Genomic DNA, 18,581 nt, shown 5'->3' with positions numbered 1-18,581 from the left:
TTCAGGCGGGGACCAGTTCGATCAGGTCCAGTTTCGACTCCGCAGTGGGCCAGGGGATGACCAGGCGCCAGCGGGCCGGGCCGATCCGCTCCATCACGGCGATCATGTCGCGGTCGGGCGTTTGACCATAGGAATTGGCCGCCGGTTCGTCGGCCAGGGCCATCGAACCGAGGAAGACCATCTGGCGGTCGTTCTCCGGAAACAGCAGGCCGGAGGGGCGCTGGGAGCCGGTGCGCTTGATGAACTTCAGGCCGTTCGGCGTCTGCTCGATGCGGCAGGCGAACCAGCCATAGACGACGTAGCCCAGCCCATCGTCGCCTCCCTGAGACCCCAGTTTGACGGTGCGGCAGCGATAGTTTCCGACGGGCGGGGTCACGCCGTCGATACCGGCATCCGGATCGATCAGGGCTCCGGTAGAGGCGAGGTCGCCGGAGCCCGGCAGGCTGCGGGCCTGACGCAGGGCGTCGCGCCAGGCGGCGTCGCGGCGGTCGAAGCGACTGCGGTCGGAACGGGTCACGATACCGCGCCAGTCGGGCAGCGCGCTGTCGCTGGACTGACCCGGCAAAGGCGGAACGGGCGGCGGCGGTGGTGCGGGCGTCGCGCAGGCGGTGACGACCGTCGCGGCCATGGCCTGCAGCAGGGCGGATCGAGTTCGACGCGACATGGTCACTCCCGGGCGAGACAGTCGCTAAGGGCCACCCCCGCCGCCCGGCGTCAACCCGCGCCGTGGCCGCATTCAGGCCGCCTGGCGTCGCAGCGGCGGCGGCCTGGCCCCCGCCACCTGCTGCAGGGTCGTGTTCAACAGGACGATATCCAGGGGCTTGGTCAGCCAGGCGGCAAAGCCCATGTCGTGGCCCCGCCGCGCCTCTGCGGGCCCCGAGCCGGCGGTCAGGGCGACGACCGGCAGGTCGCGGGTCAGTTCGTCCTCGGCCAGGCGGGCCTTGACCTCGAAGCCGTCGACGTCGGGCAGATGGATGTCCAGCAGGATGATGTCGGGTCGGAGATCACGCGCCAGGGCCACACCCGCCGCACCCGTCTCGGCGACATGCAGTGACGGTCCGAGCGCGCCCATGACATGGCGCATCAGGGTGATGTTGGCGGCGTTGTCCTCGACGTAGAGGACGGTCAGGGCCGACAAATCGACGGCCTCACTCACCTCATCCATAGAGCCTGAAGCCGCCGGCGACGCGGCCATCGCCACCGGCAGGGTCAGGGTGAAGCTGGAGCCCTCGCCCAGTGTGCTGGCGGCAGTCAGGGTGCCGCCCATGGCCTCGGCCAGACGGCGAGCGACCGCCAGGCCGACGCCGATCGCCGCATGCTCGTCCGGCTGCTGACGATCCGCCCCGGGCATCAGACGGCAGAACGGCTGGAACAGGTCCGCCATCCGCTCCGGTGCAATGCCCGGGCCGTCGTCATGAACCGCCAGGGTCATGCGATCGTCGGCACGGCGCACCTCGATCAAGACGGCTCCGCCGCGCCTGTTGTGGTCGATGGCATTGGACAGCAGGTTGGTGAGGATCTGGCGCAACCGATCCGGATCGGCGGCAAGGGTGTAACCGGGGCTGGCGGCGGGGGCCTGGATGGTGACACCGGCCTCGGTGGCCTGAACCCGCAGAGCCTCGACGACCTGGCGGACAATCAGCAGCGGATCGATCCGGGCTACCGAGACGGCGACGGGTCTCGCCTCGATGTCGGCAAAGTCCAGGATGCGGTCGATCAGGCCCAGCACACGCGATCCCGCGATGCGGATTTCGGCCACGGCCCGTGCCTGCTTATGGGTCAGCGGCTCGTGCTCGGCATTTCGGGTCAACAGGTCGCTGAAGCCGATGACGGCGTTCAGCGGGGTTCGCAGGGCGTGGTTCATGCCTGCCAGGAAGTCGGCGCGGGCGCGGTTGGCGGCGGCCAGGGCCATGGCCTGATCGCCAGCGGCATCCAGAGCCTGGCGAAGCGATCGGGTGCGCTCGGCCACTCGCGATTCCAGCGCATTGTTGATGGCCCGCAGCCGCACCGCCTCGGCCCGGGCCCGCATGGCCAGCCGAACCGCGCCCAGCAGGCCGGTCAGCCCTATGGCCGTCAGAACAAGCAGCAACTCCATCGCCCACCCCTCCGTTCACGCCCGCAACCATGACGCGAATAGATTGAGCGATCGTGAAAATGCGACCTGAGGTGGTGCGTGGTTGGCGCTAGTCTTCGGTCGGGACCGCCTCGACCTTGCGACGCGGGGCACGGCGTTTCGGGGCCGGAGCCTCGGTGGCGGTCTCGTCCGCGGCCTCGACCACAGGCGCGGCAGGGGCCGTGGAGCGGGTCAGGAAACCGGGCAGGGCCGACGGCGCATCATCAGCCTGATCGTCGCGGGCCTGCGGCGCGTCGCGACGGGGGCGACGCTCGGCACGGGCCGGGCGCTCGCCGGCTTCATGGGATTCCGCTGCGGGCGCGGGGGTCGCATCGACGGCTTCGACGGCCTGCCGCTGATCGTCGGAGGCCGTTTCGGCACCGACGCCCTCGCCATCGTTCTCGAAGCGACGACCACCGTTTTCGGCACGGCGACGCTCCCAGCGTTCACGACGGGTTTCGCGACGGCCGCCTTCGCGGGCCTCTCCGGATTGGCCCTCGCCCTCGGCGCGGGGTTCGCGCGGCTCGCGGTCGTCATAGCGATCGGGGCGGTCGTTCCGCTCGGGACGGTCGCGCCATTCGCGGCGGGGCTGGTCGCCGCCCTGGGCCTGGCGTTCGGCCTGGCGCTCTTCGTGTTCGCGCTGACGAGCCTCGGCGGCGGCGACGCGGTCGGCCTCGGCCTTTTCGGCGGCCATGATGGCGGCGGCCTGGGCGCCTGTTTCGTCCTCGAAGTCGATGTCGAAGCCCTGGCCGGCCAGTTCGCGCTGGGCGATCTCGGACACGGGGCGCGACGGCTGAAGCGCGCGCAAGACGCGGAAATAGTGTTCGGCGTGCTGGGTATAGTTCTCGGCCAGAACGCGGTCGCCGCCAGCCGACGCATCGCGCGCCAGCTGCATGTAGCGTTCATAGACGGTCTGGGCATTGCCCCGCACCTTGATGTTCTCGGGCCCTTGCGAGTCCCAGGACCGATTGGGGTTGGTGGCGTTGGCGTGGTTGTTGCCGCCGCCCTGGCCGGGCTTTCTGTTGCGTCCGCGTTGACGCTTCATGCCCTTGAAATCTCTCATCGGAGCTTACCGTGCTTTTCGTGAGGGAGGGCGGGCCTGCAAGATGATGCAGCCTATCGCCGTCCGGGGTCGTCTTCCGTTTCGTGCGGGGCCAATCCCCGCTGACGATGTGATCGGAAATCCGTTGCCGCCCGTGGTGCGCCGGGCGACCGGCCCGACCTTCACATGCCCGGACGCGCGAGACTGGGCCAGAAGCGGTCCAAGGCGTGCGTTTTGGGTGGGAGACAAGAATGATGTAGCGCGGGATCGTGGCGTTTCCAAGGGCTAATCGCAACGGACCTTTCGACCGAAGCTACATCTTCGGAATGGGATTGGTCCGGGGGTCGGGGCCGTTGGTGACGACGCGGTCGCGATCGGACAGGTCCTTGACCACGATGACGTCGGCGAACCCCTGCGCCTCGAACAGGGCCTTGACCTGCGGGCCCTGGTCCCAGCCGATCTCGACCGCGAAGATGCCGCCGGGCTTGAGGATGCGCTGGATCTCGGGGGCCAGGTCCCGGTAGGCCTGAAGCCCGTCGGGGCCGCCGTCTAGGGCCAGGCGGGGGTCGTGATCGCGGACCTCGGGGTCCAGGCCGTCGATGTCGTCCGACGGGATGTAGGGCGGGTTGGAGACGACCAGATCGAAGCTGTGGTCCGCCATGCCCGCCGCCCATTCGGTACGCAGGAAGTCGCAGCGACCATCCAGATCCAGGCTGGCGGCATTGTCGCGAGCGACGGCCAGGGCCTCGAACGAGATGTCGGTGCCGACGCCCCGGGCCCCCGCCCGTTCGGCCAGGGTGGCCAGAAGGATGGCCCCCGAGCCGGTGCCCAGGTCGATCATGGTGAAGGCCTGATGGGGCGCAAACGCCAGCATGACGACGTCCAAGATGGCTTCGGTGTCCGGGCGCGGGCTGAGGACGTCGGGGGTGACGTTCAGCATGATCTTCCAGAAGCCCTTCTTGCCCAGGATGCGCGACACGGGCTCGCGTCTCAGGCGGCGCTCGACATAGCCGTCGAGGGTGGCCTGCTGATCCGGCGTCAGCGCGCGATAGGGATCGGTCAGGATGTCGGCCCGGCCCGCGCCGGTCGCGACCTCCAGCAACAGTCGGGCGTCGATTGAAGGGCTGTCGATCTGGCCGGCCTTCAGCCGCGCCGTCGCGGCCTTCCAGGCGGTGACCAGGGTGGGAGAAGAGGATGTATCGGTCATGACGCTGGCCTTGGCGCGGGTTTGAGGGAATATCAAGCGCAGGGTGCAGGAACGCGCCTGCAGGATGGATCGTTGTGCGCGGGATGACCAGAAAGCCGGACCGATCGACCGCCCATCCCGATGACGGGACAGGTCCGGGACAGGGTCTGGGCGTCTGGCGTCTGCTGGCGTCGGTCGCGGGCGGTCTGGCGGCGGGGGCCGGGGCGGCGCATCTGCTCTATACGCGCGGACACAAGTTCGGTGTGGAACTGCGCCCCGAGCGGCCCGAAATCCTGCCACCCGCCCCGCCGCAGCCGCATGACTTCGATGCCAAGGAGCCCGGTCGGGGGCGGCTGGCCGAACACCCGCATCACATCCCGCGCAAGGGCTGGATCGACATCGCCTGGCGCGTGGCCATGGGCTATTTCGGCGATCGCGTCGGCTTCGTCGCCGGGGGCGTGACCTTCTTCATCCTGCTGTCGCTGTTCCCGACGCTGGCGGCCTTCGTGACCATCTATGGGCTGTTCGCCGATCCGGCGGATGCCTGGGGGCGGCTGAGCTTTCTCTACGCCTTCCTGCCCGCCAATGTGATCCAGTTCCTGGGGGACGAGATGGCGCGGCTGGCGGGTAACTCCAACAGCCAGCTGACCTTCACCCTGGTGTGGACCCTGGCGCTGTCGCTGTGGATCGCCAACAACGGGATCAAGACGCTCTTCTACGGCCTGAACCTAGCCTATCACGAGGTCGAGAAGCGCAACATCGTCACCTACAACCTGCTGTGCATGGCCTTCACCGTGTCCGGCCTGCTGGCCGTCATGATCAGCGCGGGTCTGGTGGTCGGGGTGCCGATCTTTCTGGCCCTGTTCGGACTGGCGGACGAGTGGGCCTATCTGGCTCCGCTTAGGTGGCCGCTGCTGTTCGTCGGCTATGCGGCGGCGCTGACCCTGATCTATCGGACCGGGCCGTGCCGGGCGCGGGCAAGGTGGCGCTGGCTGACACCAGGTGCCGTGTTCGCCGCCGTGCTCAGCGTGGCACTATCATTCGTGTTCAGCTGGTACCTGACCAACTTTGTCCGCACCGATTCGTATGGGCCTCTGGCGGCCATCATGGGCTTCCTGCTGTGGACCTGGCTGTCGGTGCAGATCATCCTGATGGGGGCCAAGGTCAATGCGGAGATCGAGCATCAGACCGCGCTGGACACCACGACGGGCGAGCCCGCGCCCTTGGGCGAGCGGGGAGCGGTCATGGCGGATTCCGTCGGCCCGCGACGGGGCAATCCGGCGGCTCTGGCCTTCACCCTGAAGCATGCCGAGGCGATGGCCGACCGGGTGCTGAAGCGCAAGGTTCGGCGCGATACGGGCGTCGACACCTAGGCAAGGCGTGGCGGGGCCCGTCCGTTCGCGTTTCGTGAACGAACACCCGTGGTCAGTGGCGAAGGCGCGGCGGGCAAACCCGCAAACGGCGTGGCGGCAGCGGACCGTCGGCGGCACGGTCTGGTCATCGAAAGGCCCGGTGGTCGGGTCTCTCCATCGACAGGATGCCCGCCATGATCCGTTTCGCCGCAACCACCGCCTTCGCCCTGATGCTGGCAGCCAGCGCCGCCTCGGCCGAACCCGCCGGTGACACCCTGACCCTGACGTTCGAGACCGGGGCGAACACCGGCACGGTGATGATCTCGCTCTACGATGCCGAGGCGGCCTATTCGGGCGGGGCACCGGTCGCGTCCAAAGCGCTCCCCGCCTCAGGTCCGGTTGTGGCGGTGTTCGAGAACCTGCCCGCCGGTGACTATGCGGTGAAGGCGTTCCACGACGTCAACGGTAATGGCCGGATGGACACCAACCCCTTCGGCATGCCGGTCGAGCCCTATGCCTTTTCCAACAATGCCCGCGGCAACATGGGCCCGGCCGGATGGGATCGCGCGCATTTCGCCGTGAGTGGAGCCACAGCTCAGACGATCGCGATCAAATAGGCCGCGACCTGTCGCCCGTCCCCTTCTCCTCTCTTCCTTTCGAGGTCCGCAATGCTCGCTTCTCGCCGCACCTTCATGATGGGAGCCGCCGCCCTGTCGGCTGCCGTGGTCACGCCGGAGACGGTGCGCGCGATGGCCGCGATGCAGGGCAGTGCCGAGGCGGGGAGTGCCGACTGGGCCCTGGCGACGGCGGACCTGGAGGCGGACGTCGCGCCGCGCGCCCTGAGCCTGGTACGGGGTCGGGCACCTGCGGACCTGATGGGCACCCTGTTCCGCAATGGGCCGGGCAAGTTCCGCAGGGCGGGCGGCAGCGCGACCCACTGGTTCGACGGCGACGGCCTGATGCGCGCCTTCCGCATCGACGGTGGCCAGGCGACACTGCAAGCCCGGTTCGCCGATACGCCCAAGCGACGGTACGAGACTGAGATCGACGCCGTGGTCACCCCGGGCTTCGGCACCGCAGGCGACGCCCGCGCCCGCATCGGCTCCAACGACGACGCCAATGCGGCCAATACGGCGGTGATGACGGCGGGCGACAAGGTCTGGGCCCTGTGGGAAGGGGGCTCACCGCTGGAAATGTCGGGGTCGGACCTGTCGACCGGCGGTTTCGTGACCCTGAGGGACGATCTGAAGGGCATGCCGTTCCAGGCCCATCCCCGTAACGCACCGGACGGCACCATCTGGAACATCGGCATGAACGGCGACAAGGCCGTGGTCTGGCATCTGAACGCCGATCGCAGCCTGCGGGACGCCCAGGTGATCCAGCTGCCGCGCGCCAGCTATATGCACGACTTCACCGCCACGGCGCGGCATCTGATCATCGTCATGCAGCCCTGGGTCTTCGACCGTGCGGGCATGCCCTATGCCAGCCAGTTCGCCTGGCACGCCGACATGGGGACCCAGGTGATGGTGGTGGACAAGGCCGATCTGAGCCGCCGCCGCATCTATGAGCTGCCGACCTTCAGCTTTTTCCATCTGGGCGATGCCTGGGAGCGGGCGGACGGGGCCATCCAGTTCGACCTGGCGGCGGGCAAGGACGTGGCCTTTGCGGTCGAGGGTGCCCGCGTGCTGGTCGAGGGGCGCGGCACGGTGCCGGGCGAGCCGGCCCAGCTGTCGCTCATCACCCTGCACACTGACGGCCGGGCCGAGATGGTCAAGTCGGGCGTGACGGCGGAGTTTCCCAAGGGCGATCCGCGCCGGGCCGGCTTGGAACGCCGCCTGACCGTCCATGTCGCGGGCGAGCGCGGCGGGCGGCCGCTGCCCACCGGACTGGCCGTGCATGACTGGCAGACGGGGCGGTCGGATGCGTTCGAATTCGGCGACGGCCAGATCATGGAGGAGGCGGTCTTCGTGCCCAAGCCGGGGCGCTCAGCCGAGCGCGAGGCCTGGCTGGTCGCGCCGTCGATCAATCTGCGTCGCGGGGTGACGGAACTGCATGTGTTCGAGGCGGCGCATGTCTCTGACGGGCCGGTCTGCACCTGGCGGGCTGAGGTGGCCCTGCCCGCCGGCTTCCACGGATGCTGGGCCTAGTACCAGCCGGCGTCGCGCAGGGCCCTGGCATAGCGGCGACTGACGGGCGCCTCGATGTCGCCCTCCAGCGTCAGGGTGGCGCGGCCGTCGCCCCGGCTGACCCCGCGCACGGCGTCGCGTGCGACCCACCAGCCGCGATGCGTCTGGGCCCCCTCCAGACCTTCCAGCTCGATCAGGGCGTCGGACAGCCGCATCAGGATCAGGTCCGAGCCGCGGTCGGTATGGATGCGCAGATAATGGTCCTCGGACTCGACGGCATGGATGGTCGCGCCCTTCAGCTTCATCGGCAGGCGGTCGGGAAAGCGGGCGGGGGCGGTGCCAATGGGGGCGGCATGGGTATGGACCGGCTTGCGCTGGAGGAAGATGTTCAAGGCGCTGAGCACCGCCGTGACCAGGGTCACCGGAAACAGAAACAGCGGCAGGTCGGCGATATCGATCGAACGCGCGCCCGAGAACATCAGGGCCGTCGCGGCCCAGACCATGACCGACAGCGGGCCTGAGATCACCAGGGTCAGCACCAGCACGCCCAGCCAGGGACGCGAGTCCAGGTCGACGAACCGCTCGACTCCGCGTGAGCACACATGCCCCCACACCGATCCGATCAGCATGACGATCAGCCAGTAGATCAGACGGATCGTCATCGGCGCATCGTCCATGCCGAACGCCCCGGTCAGGGCCAAAACGACCCCGGCCGCCAGGGCCACGCCGATGCCGCGCATCAGACGCTTGTCGATGGCGATGCGCACGACATCGTGCGTCGCGGACGTCTCGGCCATGCTGTAAGGAGCTCCCCGCAACTGTCCGCCCCTTGAGACCACGAAACGGAGCCGGGATGAAGACGCTATCGATGGCCGTGGCCGCCCTCCTGTTCGGTGCGGGTGCCGCGACGGCCGGCGACCTGACCCTGTCGCTGACGACGCAGGCCTCGGGCGGCAAGATCGCCATCGCCCTGTATCGCGACGCCGAGAGCCTGAGGCGTAACGCCGGAGCGGTGCGCACCGTCATGGTGGATCGCACGGGGCCGGTGACGACCACGACCCTGACGGACCTGGAGCCCGGGCGCTATGTCGTGGCGGTCTTCCATGACACCGACGGAAACGGACGGCTGTCGACCTGGCCCGTCGGCCTGCCCAAGGAGGCCTACGGCTTTTCGCGCAATGCGAGGGGGCGGTTCGGGCCGCCGTCGTTCGATGCCGCCGCCTTCGACCTGCCGGCGACGGGCGCGCGGCAGTCGATCACGCTTCGCTAGGGGTGCAGACCGCGCGAAATCCGGCCGCCGCGAACCGCACCATATAGTCGGACGCCGTCTCCAGATCGCCGGAGCGACACAGACCGTTGGACAGCCGATCCAGCCGCCCGGTCTCACCCAGCGTCAGGGTCAGGGCGCCCGACAGGTTGTGCCAGGCCCAGTACAGATCGACCTCTCGCGCGCCCGGCAGGACCTTTCGGATCAGTTCGATCAGACGATGGATCGCCGGGTCGAAATAGCGAGCCATGGTCTCGCCCCCGAAGGCCGGATTGGCATTGGTCTGGGCCACCAGGGCCGAATAGTGCTTCCACCCCGGTCCGCCCTTCAAGGACCACTGGAACGGCGGGCGCAGGAAGGCCTCGAGCAATCCCTCCAGCGTCATCGTGCCGGCGTTCTCGGTCGCATAGCGGTTGATGGCGTCGACCCGCTCATTGTTCCAGACCTCGGCCCGGCGCAGGAATACGGCGTCGAACAGGCCGCGCTTGGCCGTGAAATAATAGTGGATCAGGGCGGTATCCACGCCCGCCTCGCGCGCCACCTCGCGGATGGTGACGCCATAGAAGCCGTGTTTGGAAAACAGATCCTCGGCCGCGTCCAGGATCAGATCGCGCGTGTCGGCAAGGCCAGCCTCCGACGCCTTGCGGGGGCGGCCGCGCCGGGCAGGCGCGGCACTGGCATCGGAAGCGGATTTGGCGACGGACCGGGTCATGACGGCAAGGCTTAGGCCTCATCCGCCGGTCATGGCAACGGGGCCACAGTCGGGCGCGCACATGACCCAGGGTAAGCGCCACCGTTTGACAGCGGGCGGAAACCGGTTACGTTCACCGAAAATCATTGAACGCTGAATAAATAAGCGTCCGGGACGAAACATCAGGATTGGGGCTCATCATGAATCGCTACGTAAAGACCGCACTGCTGGCCGGTGCCGCATGGACTGCATTGTCGGGGCTGGCCCTGGCACAGGAGGCACCCGTCGCGACGGCTCCGCAGGACCAGGCGGCGGGTCTGGAAGACATCGTCGTCACCGCGCGGCGCACCAGTGAATCGCTGCAACGCACGCCGCTGGCCGTCTCGGCCTTCTCGGGCGAGACGCTGGAGCGGACGGGCGCGACCCAGGTCACCGACCTGCAGGGCTCGGTGCCCAACCTGAACCTCGTGCAAGGCCGTGGCTCGTCGAACGCCACCAACATCTATATCCGCGGTATCGGCCAGCCCGACGCCCTGCAGACCTTCGACCCTGCGGTCGGCGTCTATGTCGACGACGTCTACTACAGCCGCATTCGCGGGACGCAGTTCGACCTGCTGGACCTGGAGCGGATCGAGGTTCTGCGGGGGCCGCAGGGCACGCTGTACGGCAAGAACACCATCGGTGGCGCGCTGCGTCTGGTGTCGCGCCGGCCGGGGCAGACCTTCCGCGCGCGCGGCTCGGTCGCCTACGGCAGCTATGACATGATCGACGTTCAGGGTGCCGTCTCCGGCCCGATCGGCGATACGCTGGCCTTCGGCATTTCGGCCTTGCACTCAGAGCGCGGCGGCTATGTCTCCAACCCGGTCACGGGCGAGGAATACAACGACAAGAACACCCAGGCCGTGCGTGCCACCCTGGCCTGGGACCCGATGTCCAACCTGCGGGTCGATCTGACGGCGGACTATTCGACGGACGATGCGGGCCTGACGGTCGGCCAGAACACCAACAATCTGGTGGGCTCCAGCGGCCAGACCATCGTGACTGTGCCCTCGCCCCTGCCTCGCTATCAGTTCCAGACGGTGGTCGATCCGACCCTGCCCAATGAGACACGCCTGGAATCGCGCGGTATCGCCCTGAACGTCGGCTACGACTTCAGCGACGCCCTGACCCTGAAGTCGATCACGGCCTATCGTCGGCTGAACACCGACGACTACATCGATTTCGACGCGACGCCGCGCGAGGTGTCCAGCGCCCTGGTCGCCGTGGATCAGGACCAGTTCAGCCAGGAACTGCAGCTGACCTACGATTCCGGTCCGCTGACCGCCGTCGGTGGCCTGTATTACCTGCGCGAAAACATCGATTCGCATCAGGAGGCCTATGCCGACGACCTGCTGGGGCCGCTGTTCCTGAACTCCGGCTTCCTGCGTACCGTCGATGACACCCTGGAGACGACCTCCAAGGCCGCCTACGGCAATGTCAGCTATGCCCTGACCGATGCCCTGCGGATTTCGGGCGGCATCCGCTACACGGAAGAGGACAAGGACTATCGTCGCACGACGTCGACCTTCTTCAGCGCCCTGCCCGCCTTCAATGCGACCTTCCCGTTCGCGCCGCCGGAAGCCAGCTTTGAAGACACCTCCTACATGGCGTCGATCGACTATCAGCTGACCGATCAGGTCATGCTGTACGGCCGCTTCTCGCAAGGCTTCAAGTCGGGCGGCTACAACGGCCGGGCCAACTCGGCGGCCGAGGCGACGCGCTACGATCCGGAAACGGCCGACAGCTACGAGATCGGCTTCAAGGCCACGGGCTATGACAGCCGTCTGCGCCTGAACGTGGCGGCCTTCACAACCGAGTACAAGGATTTCCAGGCCCGCGTGTCGGGCCTGGACATCGACCCGATCACCGAACTGCCGGCCCCCGTGCTGAGCGTCATCAACGCCGGAGCCCTGAACATCTCGGGTCTCGAGATCGAGGGCACCTTCGCCATCACGCCGAACCTGACGTTCGACACCCAGATCGGCCTGCTGGACGCCGAGTATGACGAGTTCGCCGACGCCCGCTTCACGGCCTTCGGCGGCAGCCGCGCCTTCCAGGAACCGGCCTTCTCGCCGCGCGTCACCGCCCGCTATGGCCTGCAATATGTCGCCGAGGTTCCGAACGGCGGCGGCGAGGTCACCTTTGGTGGTGTCGCCAAATACCGCAGCCGCATGGCCCTGGCCGTCGACAACACCCCGGTGAACAGCGCGGTCGAACTGCCCGGCATGTTCCAGGACGACTACTGGCTGTTCGACGCCCGCGTGGCCTGGACCGACGTCTCGGGCCGCTACACGGTCGGCGTCTATGGCCAGAACATCCTGAACGAGGTCTACCGGACAGACGCGCAGGAGTTCTCGTCCGTCGGCAACATCCGCACCGCCTACTACGGTGCGCCCCAGACGGTGATGATCAAGCTGTCGGCCCGCTACTAGGGTCCGGCTTTTCCGATCAGGGCGGCGGTTCGAAAGGGCCGCCGCCCTTTTTCGTTGCGGTGGCCAACGGTGCCGCTACGGTTCGATCAAGAACAAGAAGACATCGAAGGAAACGCCATGAGCACCACGGACGTCGCCGCCGCATCTCCCGGGACGCCAGAGGCCCCGGTGCCCTCGACCGGCTATCGCTTCTATGTGCTGGCGATCCTGATCCTGGTCTACATGCTGAACTTCGTGGATCGCCAGATCATCGGCATCCTGGCCGCGCCGCTGAAGGCGCATTTCAACATGTCGGACAGCCAATTCGGCTTGCTGGGCGGTATCGCCTTCGCCTCGGTCTATTCGACCCTGGCCATTCCGCTGGCCTGGCTGGCCGATCGCTACAGCCGGGTGTGGATCATGACCGGGGCGCTGGCGGTGTGGAGCGGTTTCACGGCCCTGTGCGGCGTGGCCGGATCGTTCGGCCAGCTGTTCCTCTATCGCATGGGCGTGGGTGTCGGCGAGGCGGGCGGCGTGGCCCCGGCCTATTCGCTGGTCGCCGACTATTTCCCGCCGCATCAGAGGGCGCGGGCGCTCGCCGCCTTCGCCTTCGGAATCCCGCTGGGCACGGCGGCAGGGACGTTGGTCGGCGGTCTGCTGGCCGCGGCCTATGGCTGGCAGACGGCCTTCATCGTCGTCGGCCTGCTGGGCCTGCTGGTCGCGCCGCTGTTGCGCATGACGGTCAAGGACCCGCCGCGCGGGGGGCAGGACGCGGCGCGGATCGCACCTCCGCCGCCCGTCGCCCCCGCTCGCCCCGGAGCGCTGCATGGCACATCGCGGGTCGGGACTATCACCGCCATCGTCATGATGGTCGTGGCCGCCATCGCCGCCGCCACCGGCCTGGTCCAGGCGATCAGCGCCGGAGCGGTCTCCGCAGGCCTGACCGCCGGATTCGGGGCTCTGCTGGCCGGGGTGATCGGCATTTCCCTGTTTATCGCACGCGCCACGGCCTCGGTCGTCGTGCCCAAGAAGAGCTTCTGGCTGCTGGCGCTGGGGGCGGCATCCTCCTCGGTCTGCGGTTATGGCATCGCGGGCTGGCTGCCGCTGTTCTTCATCCGCAGCTTCGAGATGACGCTGACGGAGGTGTCCTGGTACTATTCCGGCATCGCCCTGATCGGCGGCATTGCGGGCATCTGGGGCGGTGGGATGATCGCCGACAAGCTGGCCAAGCGCGGCAAGGGCGCCTATCCGCTGGTGCCCGCCATCGCCTTTCTGATCTCGGCCCCGTGCTTCATCCTGGCGATGAATTCGGCCTGGGTGATCGAACAGGTCATGCCGGGGGCGGACAAGGCCTGGGGCCTGACCATGGCCTTCCTGATCTTCCTGATCCCGACGGGGCTGAACCTGTCCTGGCTGGGGCCGATCACGGCCTCGGTCCAGCATCTGGTGCCACCGGCCATGCGCACCACCGCCTCGGCCCTGTTCCTGCTGCTCAACAACCTTCTGGGGATCGCGGTCGGCTTCTTCTATTTCGGCTGGATGAGCGATCTTCTGGCACCGCGCTTCGGTGACGAAAGCCTGCGCTGGGCCATCTACACCGGCATGGGCTTCTATGTGCTGGCGTCCATCCTGCTGATCGGCGCGTCGCGGACGCTGAAGAAGGACTGGGTGGACTAAGGCCCAAGGTGTTCTCCCTTCCCCTCGGGGGAGGGTGGTCGAAGCGGAGCGAAGACCGGGTGGGGAGGACCAGGGCAAACCATGCTCCGACTGCGTCCTTGTCGCCGAGCCCTCCCCACCCGCTCGCTGCGCGAGCCCCCTCCCCCGCAGGGGGAGGGAGACGGTTGCGCCGGTCGAGGCCCCACGCCTATAAGCGCCGCAACTCTCCTCCCCAGTCCGGCGGTCTCCCATGAACATTCACGAATATCAGGCCAAGCAGGTTCTCAAGGGCTTTGGCGCGCCGGTCGCGGCGGGCGTGGCCGTGACCTCGGTCGATGAGGTCGAGGCGGCGGCGAAGTCCCTGCCGGGTCCCCTGTATGTCGTGAAGTCCCAGATCCACGCCGGTGGGCGCGGCAAGGGCAAGTTCAAGGAACTGGGCCCCGACGCCAAGGGCGGCGTGCGCCTGGCCTTCTCGGTCGAGGAAGCCGTGTCCCATGCGAAGGAAATGCTGGGGAACACCCTGGTCACCGCCCAGACCGGCGACGCGGGGAAACAGGTCAACCGCCTCTACATCGAGGACGGTGCCGACATCGAGCGCGAGCTGTACTGTTCGCTGCTGGTCGATCGCGAGCATGGCCGCGTGGCCTTTGTCGTCTCGACCGAGGGCGGCATGGACATCGAGGCCGTCGCCCATGACACGCCCGAAAAGATCCAGACCGTGGTCATCGACCCGGAAACCGGCGTGACCGAGGCCGACGTCGCCACCATCAACGCCGCCTATGGCTTGACCGGCGATGCGGCCGAGGACGGCAAGCGCCTGTTCCCCATCCTGTACAAGGCCTTCGTCGAGACCGACATGGCGATGCTGGAGGTAAACCCGCTGATCGTCATGAAGGACGGCCACCTGCGCGTGCTGGACGCCAAGGTCAGCTTCGACGGCAACGCCCTGTTCCGCCACGAGGACATCAAGGCCCTGCGCGACGAGACCGAGGAAGACGCCAAGGAGATCGAGGCGTCCGAGTGGGACCTGGCCTATGTCGCCCTGGACGGCAACATCGGCTGCATGGTCAACGGCGCAGGCCTGGCCATGGCGACGATGGACATCATCAAGCTGTACGGCAAGGAGCCGGCCAACTTCTGCGACGTCGGCGGCGGCGCCGGCAAGGAGAAGGTCGCGGCGGCCTTCAAGATCATCACCGCCGACCCGGCCGTCCAGGGCATCCTGGTCAACATCTTCGGCGGCATCATGAAGTGCGACGTCATCGCCGAGGGCGTGGTCGCGGCCGTCAAGGAAGTGGGCCTGAAGGTGCCGCTGGTCGTCCGCCTGGAAGGCACCAATGTCGAGCTGGGCAAGAAGATCCTGAACGAGAGCGGCCTGGCGATCACCTCCGCTGACGACCTCGACGACGCGGCACAGAAGATCGTGGCGGCAGTCGGCTGATGTTCGCCAGCCTGCGCCGAGCGGTCCTCTTCGGGCTTGCCCTTTCGGCGTCGTCCGCAACGGCGCTGGCTCAGGATCAGGCCGCGCCGGCACCGACCGACCTGATCGCGGCGCTTGACGGCATTTGCGTCGCGGCCCAGGGCGACCGGGGGCAGGTGTCTAGCCTGGCCCAGGCGCAGGGCTTTGCACCCGTGCCGGAAAGCATGGTGCCACGCATGCGCAACAGCTCGGATCGCGCAGGCTTCATGCGCACCAATGCCACGGATGTCAGCCTGGTGATGGTCGGGACCATGACGCGGCGCCTCGGTGGGGAGACGGTGGTGATGGAGTTCTGTGGCGTCAGCGCCCAGCCGGCCGACCACAGCGCGGTGGATGCCCGCCTGCGCCAGGTCATGGGTTTTGCGCCCGTTCGTGGCATGGGGCTGGAGGCCTACGCCTGGCTTCAGACGCCGGAAGGCCGCGCACCGTCACGCAGCCTGAGCGACGCCCAGTTCCTCGATATGGCCGGTACAGGGCAGATGCGCCTGATCGCCCTGGATCGGACAGGTCGAGGCTCGACCTTGCTCTACATCCTGCCGCGCATCGACTAGAGCGCCGCGCACGGATTGTGCGCTCGACGTAACCCGGCAGATTATTGCCGTGACCGAAACCTGACCCTCGCCATCGACGACGACCTGCTGGACATGGTGGGGGTGCTGACGGCTATGACGTGACCAGGCGTCAATGCAGCGAGATGCGTTTCGCCTTGCGTTGACGTAGCGCCGTCTGCAATCCCTGATATCCAGGCATTATCGCTGACGACAGACGTCAGCTGGAGGGGGTTTCATGGTTCGATTTCTGGCGGCTTCGGTCGCGGCTCTGTCACTGATGGCCACGTCGGCGGTAGCGCAGGAGCAGTCAGCCCTTTTCGGCCACTTCAAAACGCTATGCGGCGAAGGTCAAGGAGACGGGGCGCGCGCACTCACCATGGGCCGTTCGGCAGGCTGGGCCGAGATACCGGGAGATGCTTTTGCTGGCGACCCAGACAGCCCTTTTGACACCGTAACGGTCCTGATGAACGCGGAGGACGACGGGGCGATCAGTCTGCTGATGGTGGGAACCGCGACCCAGTCCTTTGAGGAAGCAGGCCTGGCCATGAATGTCTGTGCCGTGATGGGCGGAAATTTTGAAACGAAGGCACCGCTTACCCCTGATCCTCGCCCCCTGCTGCGTCAGTGGGTCGGCATGGACATGCATCGCGCACTCACGCAGGACGGAATGGCAGGCTACGCCTTCAGCCAGCAGGGCGGGGTGCGCACGCCTGTGCGCCCATCCGATGCGGCCGTGGCGCAATCGGCCTATCTGGGCAACCTGCACATGATCTTGATCAATGATGAGAGCGACGAGTTCGATGGCGGGACGATGATGATGTATATGCGTCCCAAGCAATAGGATTGTCCACGGATTGTGTGCTCCACATAACCCGTGTAGATTTGGGGCGTGACCCGAAACCTCACCCTCGCCATCGACGACGACCTGCTGGACAAGGTGCGGGTGCTGGCGGCCATGAAGCGGACCAGCGTCAACGAGATGGTGCGCGGGTTCCTAGCCCGGATCGTCGAGCAGGAAGTCGAGCACGACGAGGCGACCGAGGCGCTGCTGAAGCTGGCGCGCGAGAGCAAGGGCCGCATGGGCGATTGGCGACCTGGCCCCCGGGAAGAAATTTACAGCGGGGATCCTCGGTTTGATCGCGAATACTGAGGTCTTCCTTGACACCAACATTCTGATCTACGCCGCGCTAGGCTCGGTCGATGAGCCCGTGAAATACGAGCGGGCGGTCGAACTGCTGACGACGCGGTTCGGTACGTCGGGGCAGGTGCTGGCCGAATTCTATGTCAATGCCCAGCGCAAGGGCTCCGTCCCCCTAACTGCCGATGAAGCAAGGGAGTGGGTCATGCGGTTGTCGAAGAAGGCATTTCAGCCAGTCGATTTTACTGTCGTGCGCGCCGGCATCGATCACGCCCGCCGCTATCAGCTGTCCTATTGGGACGGGGCCATCATCGCCGCCGCTGAGCGGCTGGGGGCCAAGACCGTCTATTCCGAAGATCTGAATCACGGCCAGACCTATGGGTCCGTCCGCGTCGTAAACCCCTTCCTCCCCGCCTGAAGCACAGAAGAGCGAGCCGCCATGTCCATCCTCGTCGACAAGAACACTAAGATTATCGTCCAGGGCCTGACCGGCAAGACGGGTGGTTTCCATACCGAACAGGCGCTGGCCTATCACGGCACCCAGATGGTTGGCGGCGTGCACCCGACCAAGGGCGGCCAGACCTGGACGGGCAGCCACGGCGAAACCTTGCCGATCTATGCCTCGGTCGCTGAAGCCAAGGACGCGATCGGTGCCGACGCCTCGGTCATCTATGTGCCGCCGTCGGGCGCGGCCGACGCCATCATCGAGGCCATCGAGGCCGAGATCCCCTTCATCACCTGCATCACCGAGGGCATTCCGGTGATGGACATGGTCAAGGTCAAGCGCCGCCTCGAGAACTCCAAGTCGCGCCTGCTGGGCCCCAACTGCCCCGGCATCCTGACGCCCAACGAGTGCAAGATCGGCATCATGCCGGGCAGCATCTTCTCCAAGGGCAATGTCGGCATCGTCTCGCGGTCCGGCACCCTGACCTATGAGGCGGTGTTCCAGACCACCAACGAGGGCCTGGGCCAGACCACGGCCGTCGGCATCGGCGGCGACCCGGTCAAGGGCACCGAATTCATCGACGTGCTGGAACTGTTCCTGGCCGATCCGGAGACCCACTCCATCATCATGATCGGCGAAATCGGTGGCGGGGCCGAGGAAGACGCCGCCCAGTTCCTGATCGACGAAGCGAAGAAGGGCCGCTCCAAGCCCATGGCCGGCTTCATCGCGGGCCGCACGGCCCCGGCTGGTCGCACCATGGGCCACGCCGGTGCCATCGTTTCGGGCGGCAAGGGCGATGCTGAGAGCAAGATCGCGGCCATGGAGGCGGCGGGCATCCGCGTCTCGCCGTCGCCCGCCCGCCTGGGCAAGACGCTGGTGGAAGTGCTGAAGGGCTGAACGGCCAGTCCGGTTCATCTGAGGACGCCCTCGACCAAGGTCGGGGGCGTTTTTCTTTGGGGCTGCGACCAAATTCATGCCGGTTTGCCCCCATTCGGTCATGACCCGTCAGGAAACAGCGCCTATATGCAGTGCGCTGGCTTCACGCGGTTGTGACCGTGGGGCCCGAAGGGACGACGAGACGAAC

18 protein-coding genes are annotated in these 18,581 nt (G+C 67.1%); 12 read left to right on the top strand and 6 right to left on the bottom strand.

The window, feature by feature from the left end; all coding sequences use genetic code 11:
* Position 1 precedes the first annotated feature (1 nt).
* The 4 genes from JHC81_RS05710 to prmC all read right to left on the bottom strand — a co-directional run bounded on the left by JHC81_RS05710 (position 2) and on the right by prmC (position 4,362).
* The gene (locus JHC81_RS05710; protein WP_292171856.1) at positions 2 to 664 is read right to left on the bottom strand and encodes a DUF4893 domain-containing protein; all 663 of its coding nucleotides are present in this window, start codon (positions 662 to 664) and stop codon (positions 2 to 4) included.
* Positions 665 to 736: 72 nt separating this feature from the next.
* On the bottom strand, positions 737 to 2,095 hold the full coding sequence (locus JHC81_RS05705) for an ATP-binding protein (protein ID WP_292171855.1): 1,359 nt from the start codon (positions 2,093 to 2,095) through the stop codon (positions 737 to 739).
* An 88-nt stretch (positions 2,096 to 2,183) separates the two neighbouring features.
* Positions 2,184 to 3,158, bottom strand: a complete 975-nt coding sequence (locus JHC81_RS05700) for a DUF4167 domain-containing protein (protein ID WP_292171853.1) — start codon at positions 3,156 to 3,158, stop codon at positions 2,184 to 2,186.
* A gap of 310 nt (positions 3,159 to 3,468) precedes the next feature.
* Entirely contained in the window at positions 3,469 to 4,362 is an 894-nt protein-coding gene (prmC, locus tag JHC81_RS05695) for a peptide chain release factor N(5)-glutamine methyltransferase (protein WP_292171851.1), read from the bottom strand.
* Between the two features lie 83 nt (positions 4,363 to 4,445).
* Here prmC and JHC81_RS05690 point away from each other — a divergent pair, with 83 nt between their 5' ends.
* The 3 genes from JHC81_RS05690 (at position 4,446) to JHC81_RS05680 (ending at position 7,840) form a co-directional block, all read left to right on the top strand.
* The gene (locus JHC81_RS05690) at positions 4,446 to 5,714 is read left to right on the top strand and encodes a YihY/virulence factor BrkB family protein (RefSeq protein ID WP_292171848.1); all 1,269 of its coding nucleotides are present in this window, start codon (positions 4,446 to 4,448) and stop codon (positions 5,712 to 5,714) included.
* A gap of 173 nt (positions 5,715 to 5,887) precedes the next feature.
* On the top strand, positions 5,888 to 6,310 hold the full coding sequence (locus tag JHC81_RS05685) for a DUF2141 domain-containing protein (RefSeq protein ID WP_292171841.1): 423 nt from the start codon (positions 5,888 to 5,890) through the stop codon (positions 6,308 to 6,310).
* Between the two features lie 51 nt (positions 6,311 to 6,361).
* Positions 6,362 to 7,840 (top strand): carotenoid oxygenase family protein, encoded by a 1,479-nt coding sequence (locus JHC81_RS05680; protein WP_292171838.1) that lies wholly within the window; start codon positions 6,362 to 6,364, stop codon positions 7,838 to 7,840.
* Here the strand turns inward: JHC81_RS05680 and JHC81_RS05675 are convergent.
* Complete coding sequence (locus JHC81_RS05675) at positions 7,837 to 8,616, bottom strand: LytTR family DNA-binding domain-containing protein (protein ID WP_292171835.1); 780 nt, start codon at positions 8,614 to 8,616, stop codon at positions 7,837 to 7,839. The genes JHC81_RS05680 and JHC81_RS05675 overlap by 4 nt on opposite strands.
* A gap of 56 nt (positions 8,617 to 8,672) precedes the next feature.
* Between JHC81_RS05675 and JHC81_RS05670 the strand changes: the two genes are divergently transcribed.
* On the top strand, positions 8,673 to 9,089 hold the full coding sequence (locus JHC81_RS05670) for a DUF2141 domain-containing protein (protein WP_292171833.1): 417 nt from the start codon (positions 8,673 to 8,675) through the stop codon (positions 9,087 to 9,089).
* On the opposite strand, the gene JHC81_RS05665 is transcribed toward JHC81_RS05670, so the two are convergent.
* Entirely contained in the window at positions 9,076 to 9,798 is a 723-nt protein-coding gene (locus JHC81_RS05665; RefSeq protein ID WP_292171830.1) for a TetR/AcrR family transcriptional regulator, read from the bottom strand. The two genes, JHC81_RS05670 and JHC81_RS05665, sit on opposite strands and share 14 nt — an antisense overlap.
* A 179-nt stretch (positions 9,799 to 9,977) precedes the next feature.
* Between JHC81_RS05665 and JHC81_RS05660 the strand changes: the two genes are divergently transcribed.
* The 8 genes from JHC81_RS05660 to sucD all read left to right on the top strand — a co-directional run bounded on the left by JHC81_RS05660 (position 9,978) and on the right by sucD (position 18,394).
* Entirely contained in the window at positions 9,978 to 12,248 is a 2,271-nt protein-coding gene (locus JHC81_RS05660; RefSeq protein ID WP_292171828.1) for a TonB-dependent receptor, read from the top strand.
* Positions 12,249 to 12,365: 117 nt separating this feature from the next.
* Positions 12,366 to 13,904 carry an MFS transporter gene (locus JHC81_RS05655; RefSeq protein ID WP_292171825.1) on the top strand — a complete coding sequence of 513 codons (1,539 nt, stop codon included), beginning with the start codon at positions 12,366 to 12,368 and terminating at the stop codon, positions 13,902 to 13,904.
* Between the two features lie 229 nt (positions 13,905 to 14,133).
* Positions 14,134 to 15,324 carry an ADP-forming succinate--CoA ligase subunit beta gene (gene sucC / locus JHC81_RS05650; protein WP_292171823.1) on the top strand — a complete coding sequence of 397 codons (1,191 nt, stop codon included), beginning with the start codon at positions 14,134 to 14,136 and terminating at the stop codon, positions 15,322 to 15,324.
* Positions 15,324 to 15,914, top strand: coding sequence for a hypothetical protein (locus JHC81_RS05645; protein WP_292171820.1), 591 nt, complete (start codon positions 15,324 to 15,326; stop codon positions 15,912 to 15,914). Before sucC ends, JHC81_RS05645 begins: the two co-directional genes overlap by 1 nt.
* A gap of 235 nt (positions 15,915 to 16,149) precedes the next feature.
* Positions 16,150 to 16,755, top strand: coding sequence for a hypothetical protein (locus tag JHC81_RS05640; RefSeq protein ID WP_292171818.1), 606 nt, complete (start codon positions 16,150 to 16,152; stop codon positions 16,753 to 16,755).
* A 48-nt stretch (positions 16,756 to 16,803) separates the two neighbouring features.
* Positions 16,804 to 17,064 (top strand): DUF6364 family protein, encoded by a 261-nt coding sequence (locus JHC81_RS05635; RefSeq protein WP_292171817.1) that lies wholly within the window; start codon positions 16,804 to 16,806, stop codon positions 17,062 to 17,064.
* Positions 17,048 to 17,470 carry a PIN domain-containing protein gene (locus tag JHC81_RS05630; protein ID WP_292171815.1) on the top strand — a complete coding sequence of 141 codons (423 nt, stop codon included), beginning with the start codon at positions 17,048 to 17,050 and terminating at the stop codon, positions 17,468 to 17,470. The genes JHC81_RS05635 and JHC81_RS05630 overlap by 17 nt, the downstream gene beginning before the upstream one ends.
* A 21-nt stretch (positions 17,471 to 17,491) precedes the next feature.
* Positions 17,492 to 18,394, top strand: coding sequence for a succinate--CoA ligase subunit alpha (sucD, locus tag JHC81_RS05625; RefSeq protein WP_292171812.1), 903 nt, complete (start codon positions 17,492 to 17,494; stop codon positions 18,392 to 18,394).
* Positions 18,395 to 18,581 lie beyond the last annotated feature (187 nt).

This window comes from Brevundimonas sp. (assembly GCF_016463295.1).
Taxonomy (GTDB): Bacteria; Pseudomonadota; Alphaproteobacteria; order Caulobacterales; family Caulobacteraceae; genus Brevundimonas.
This window is presented reverse-complemented; position numbering and strand designations above follow the sequence as displayed.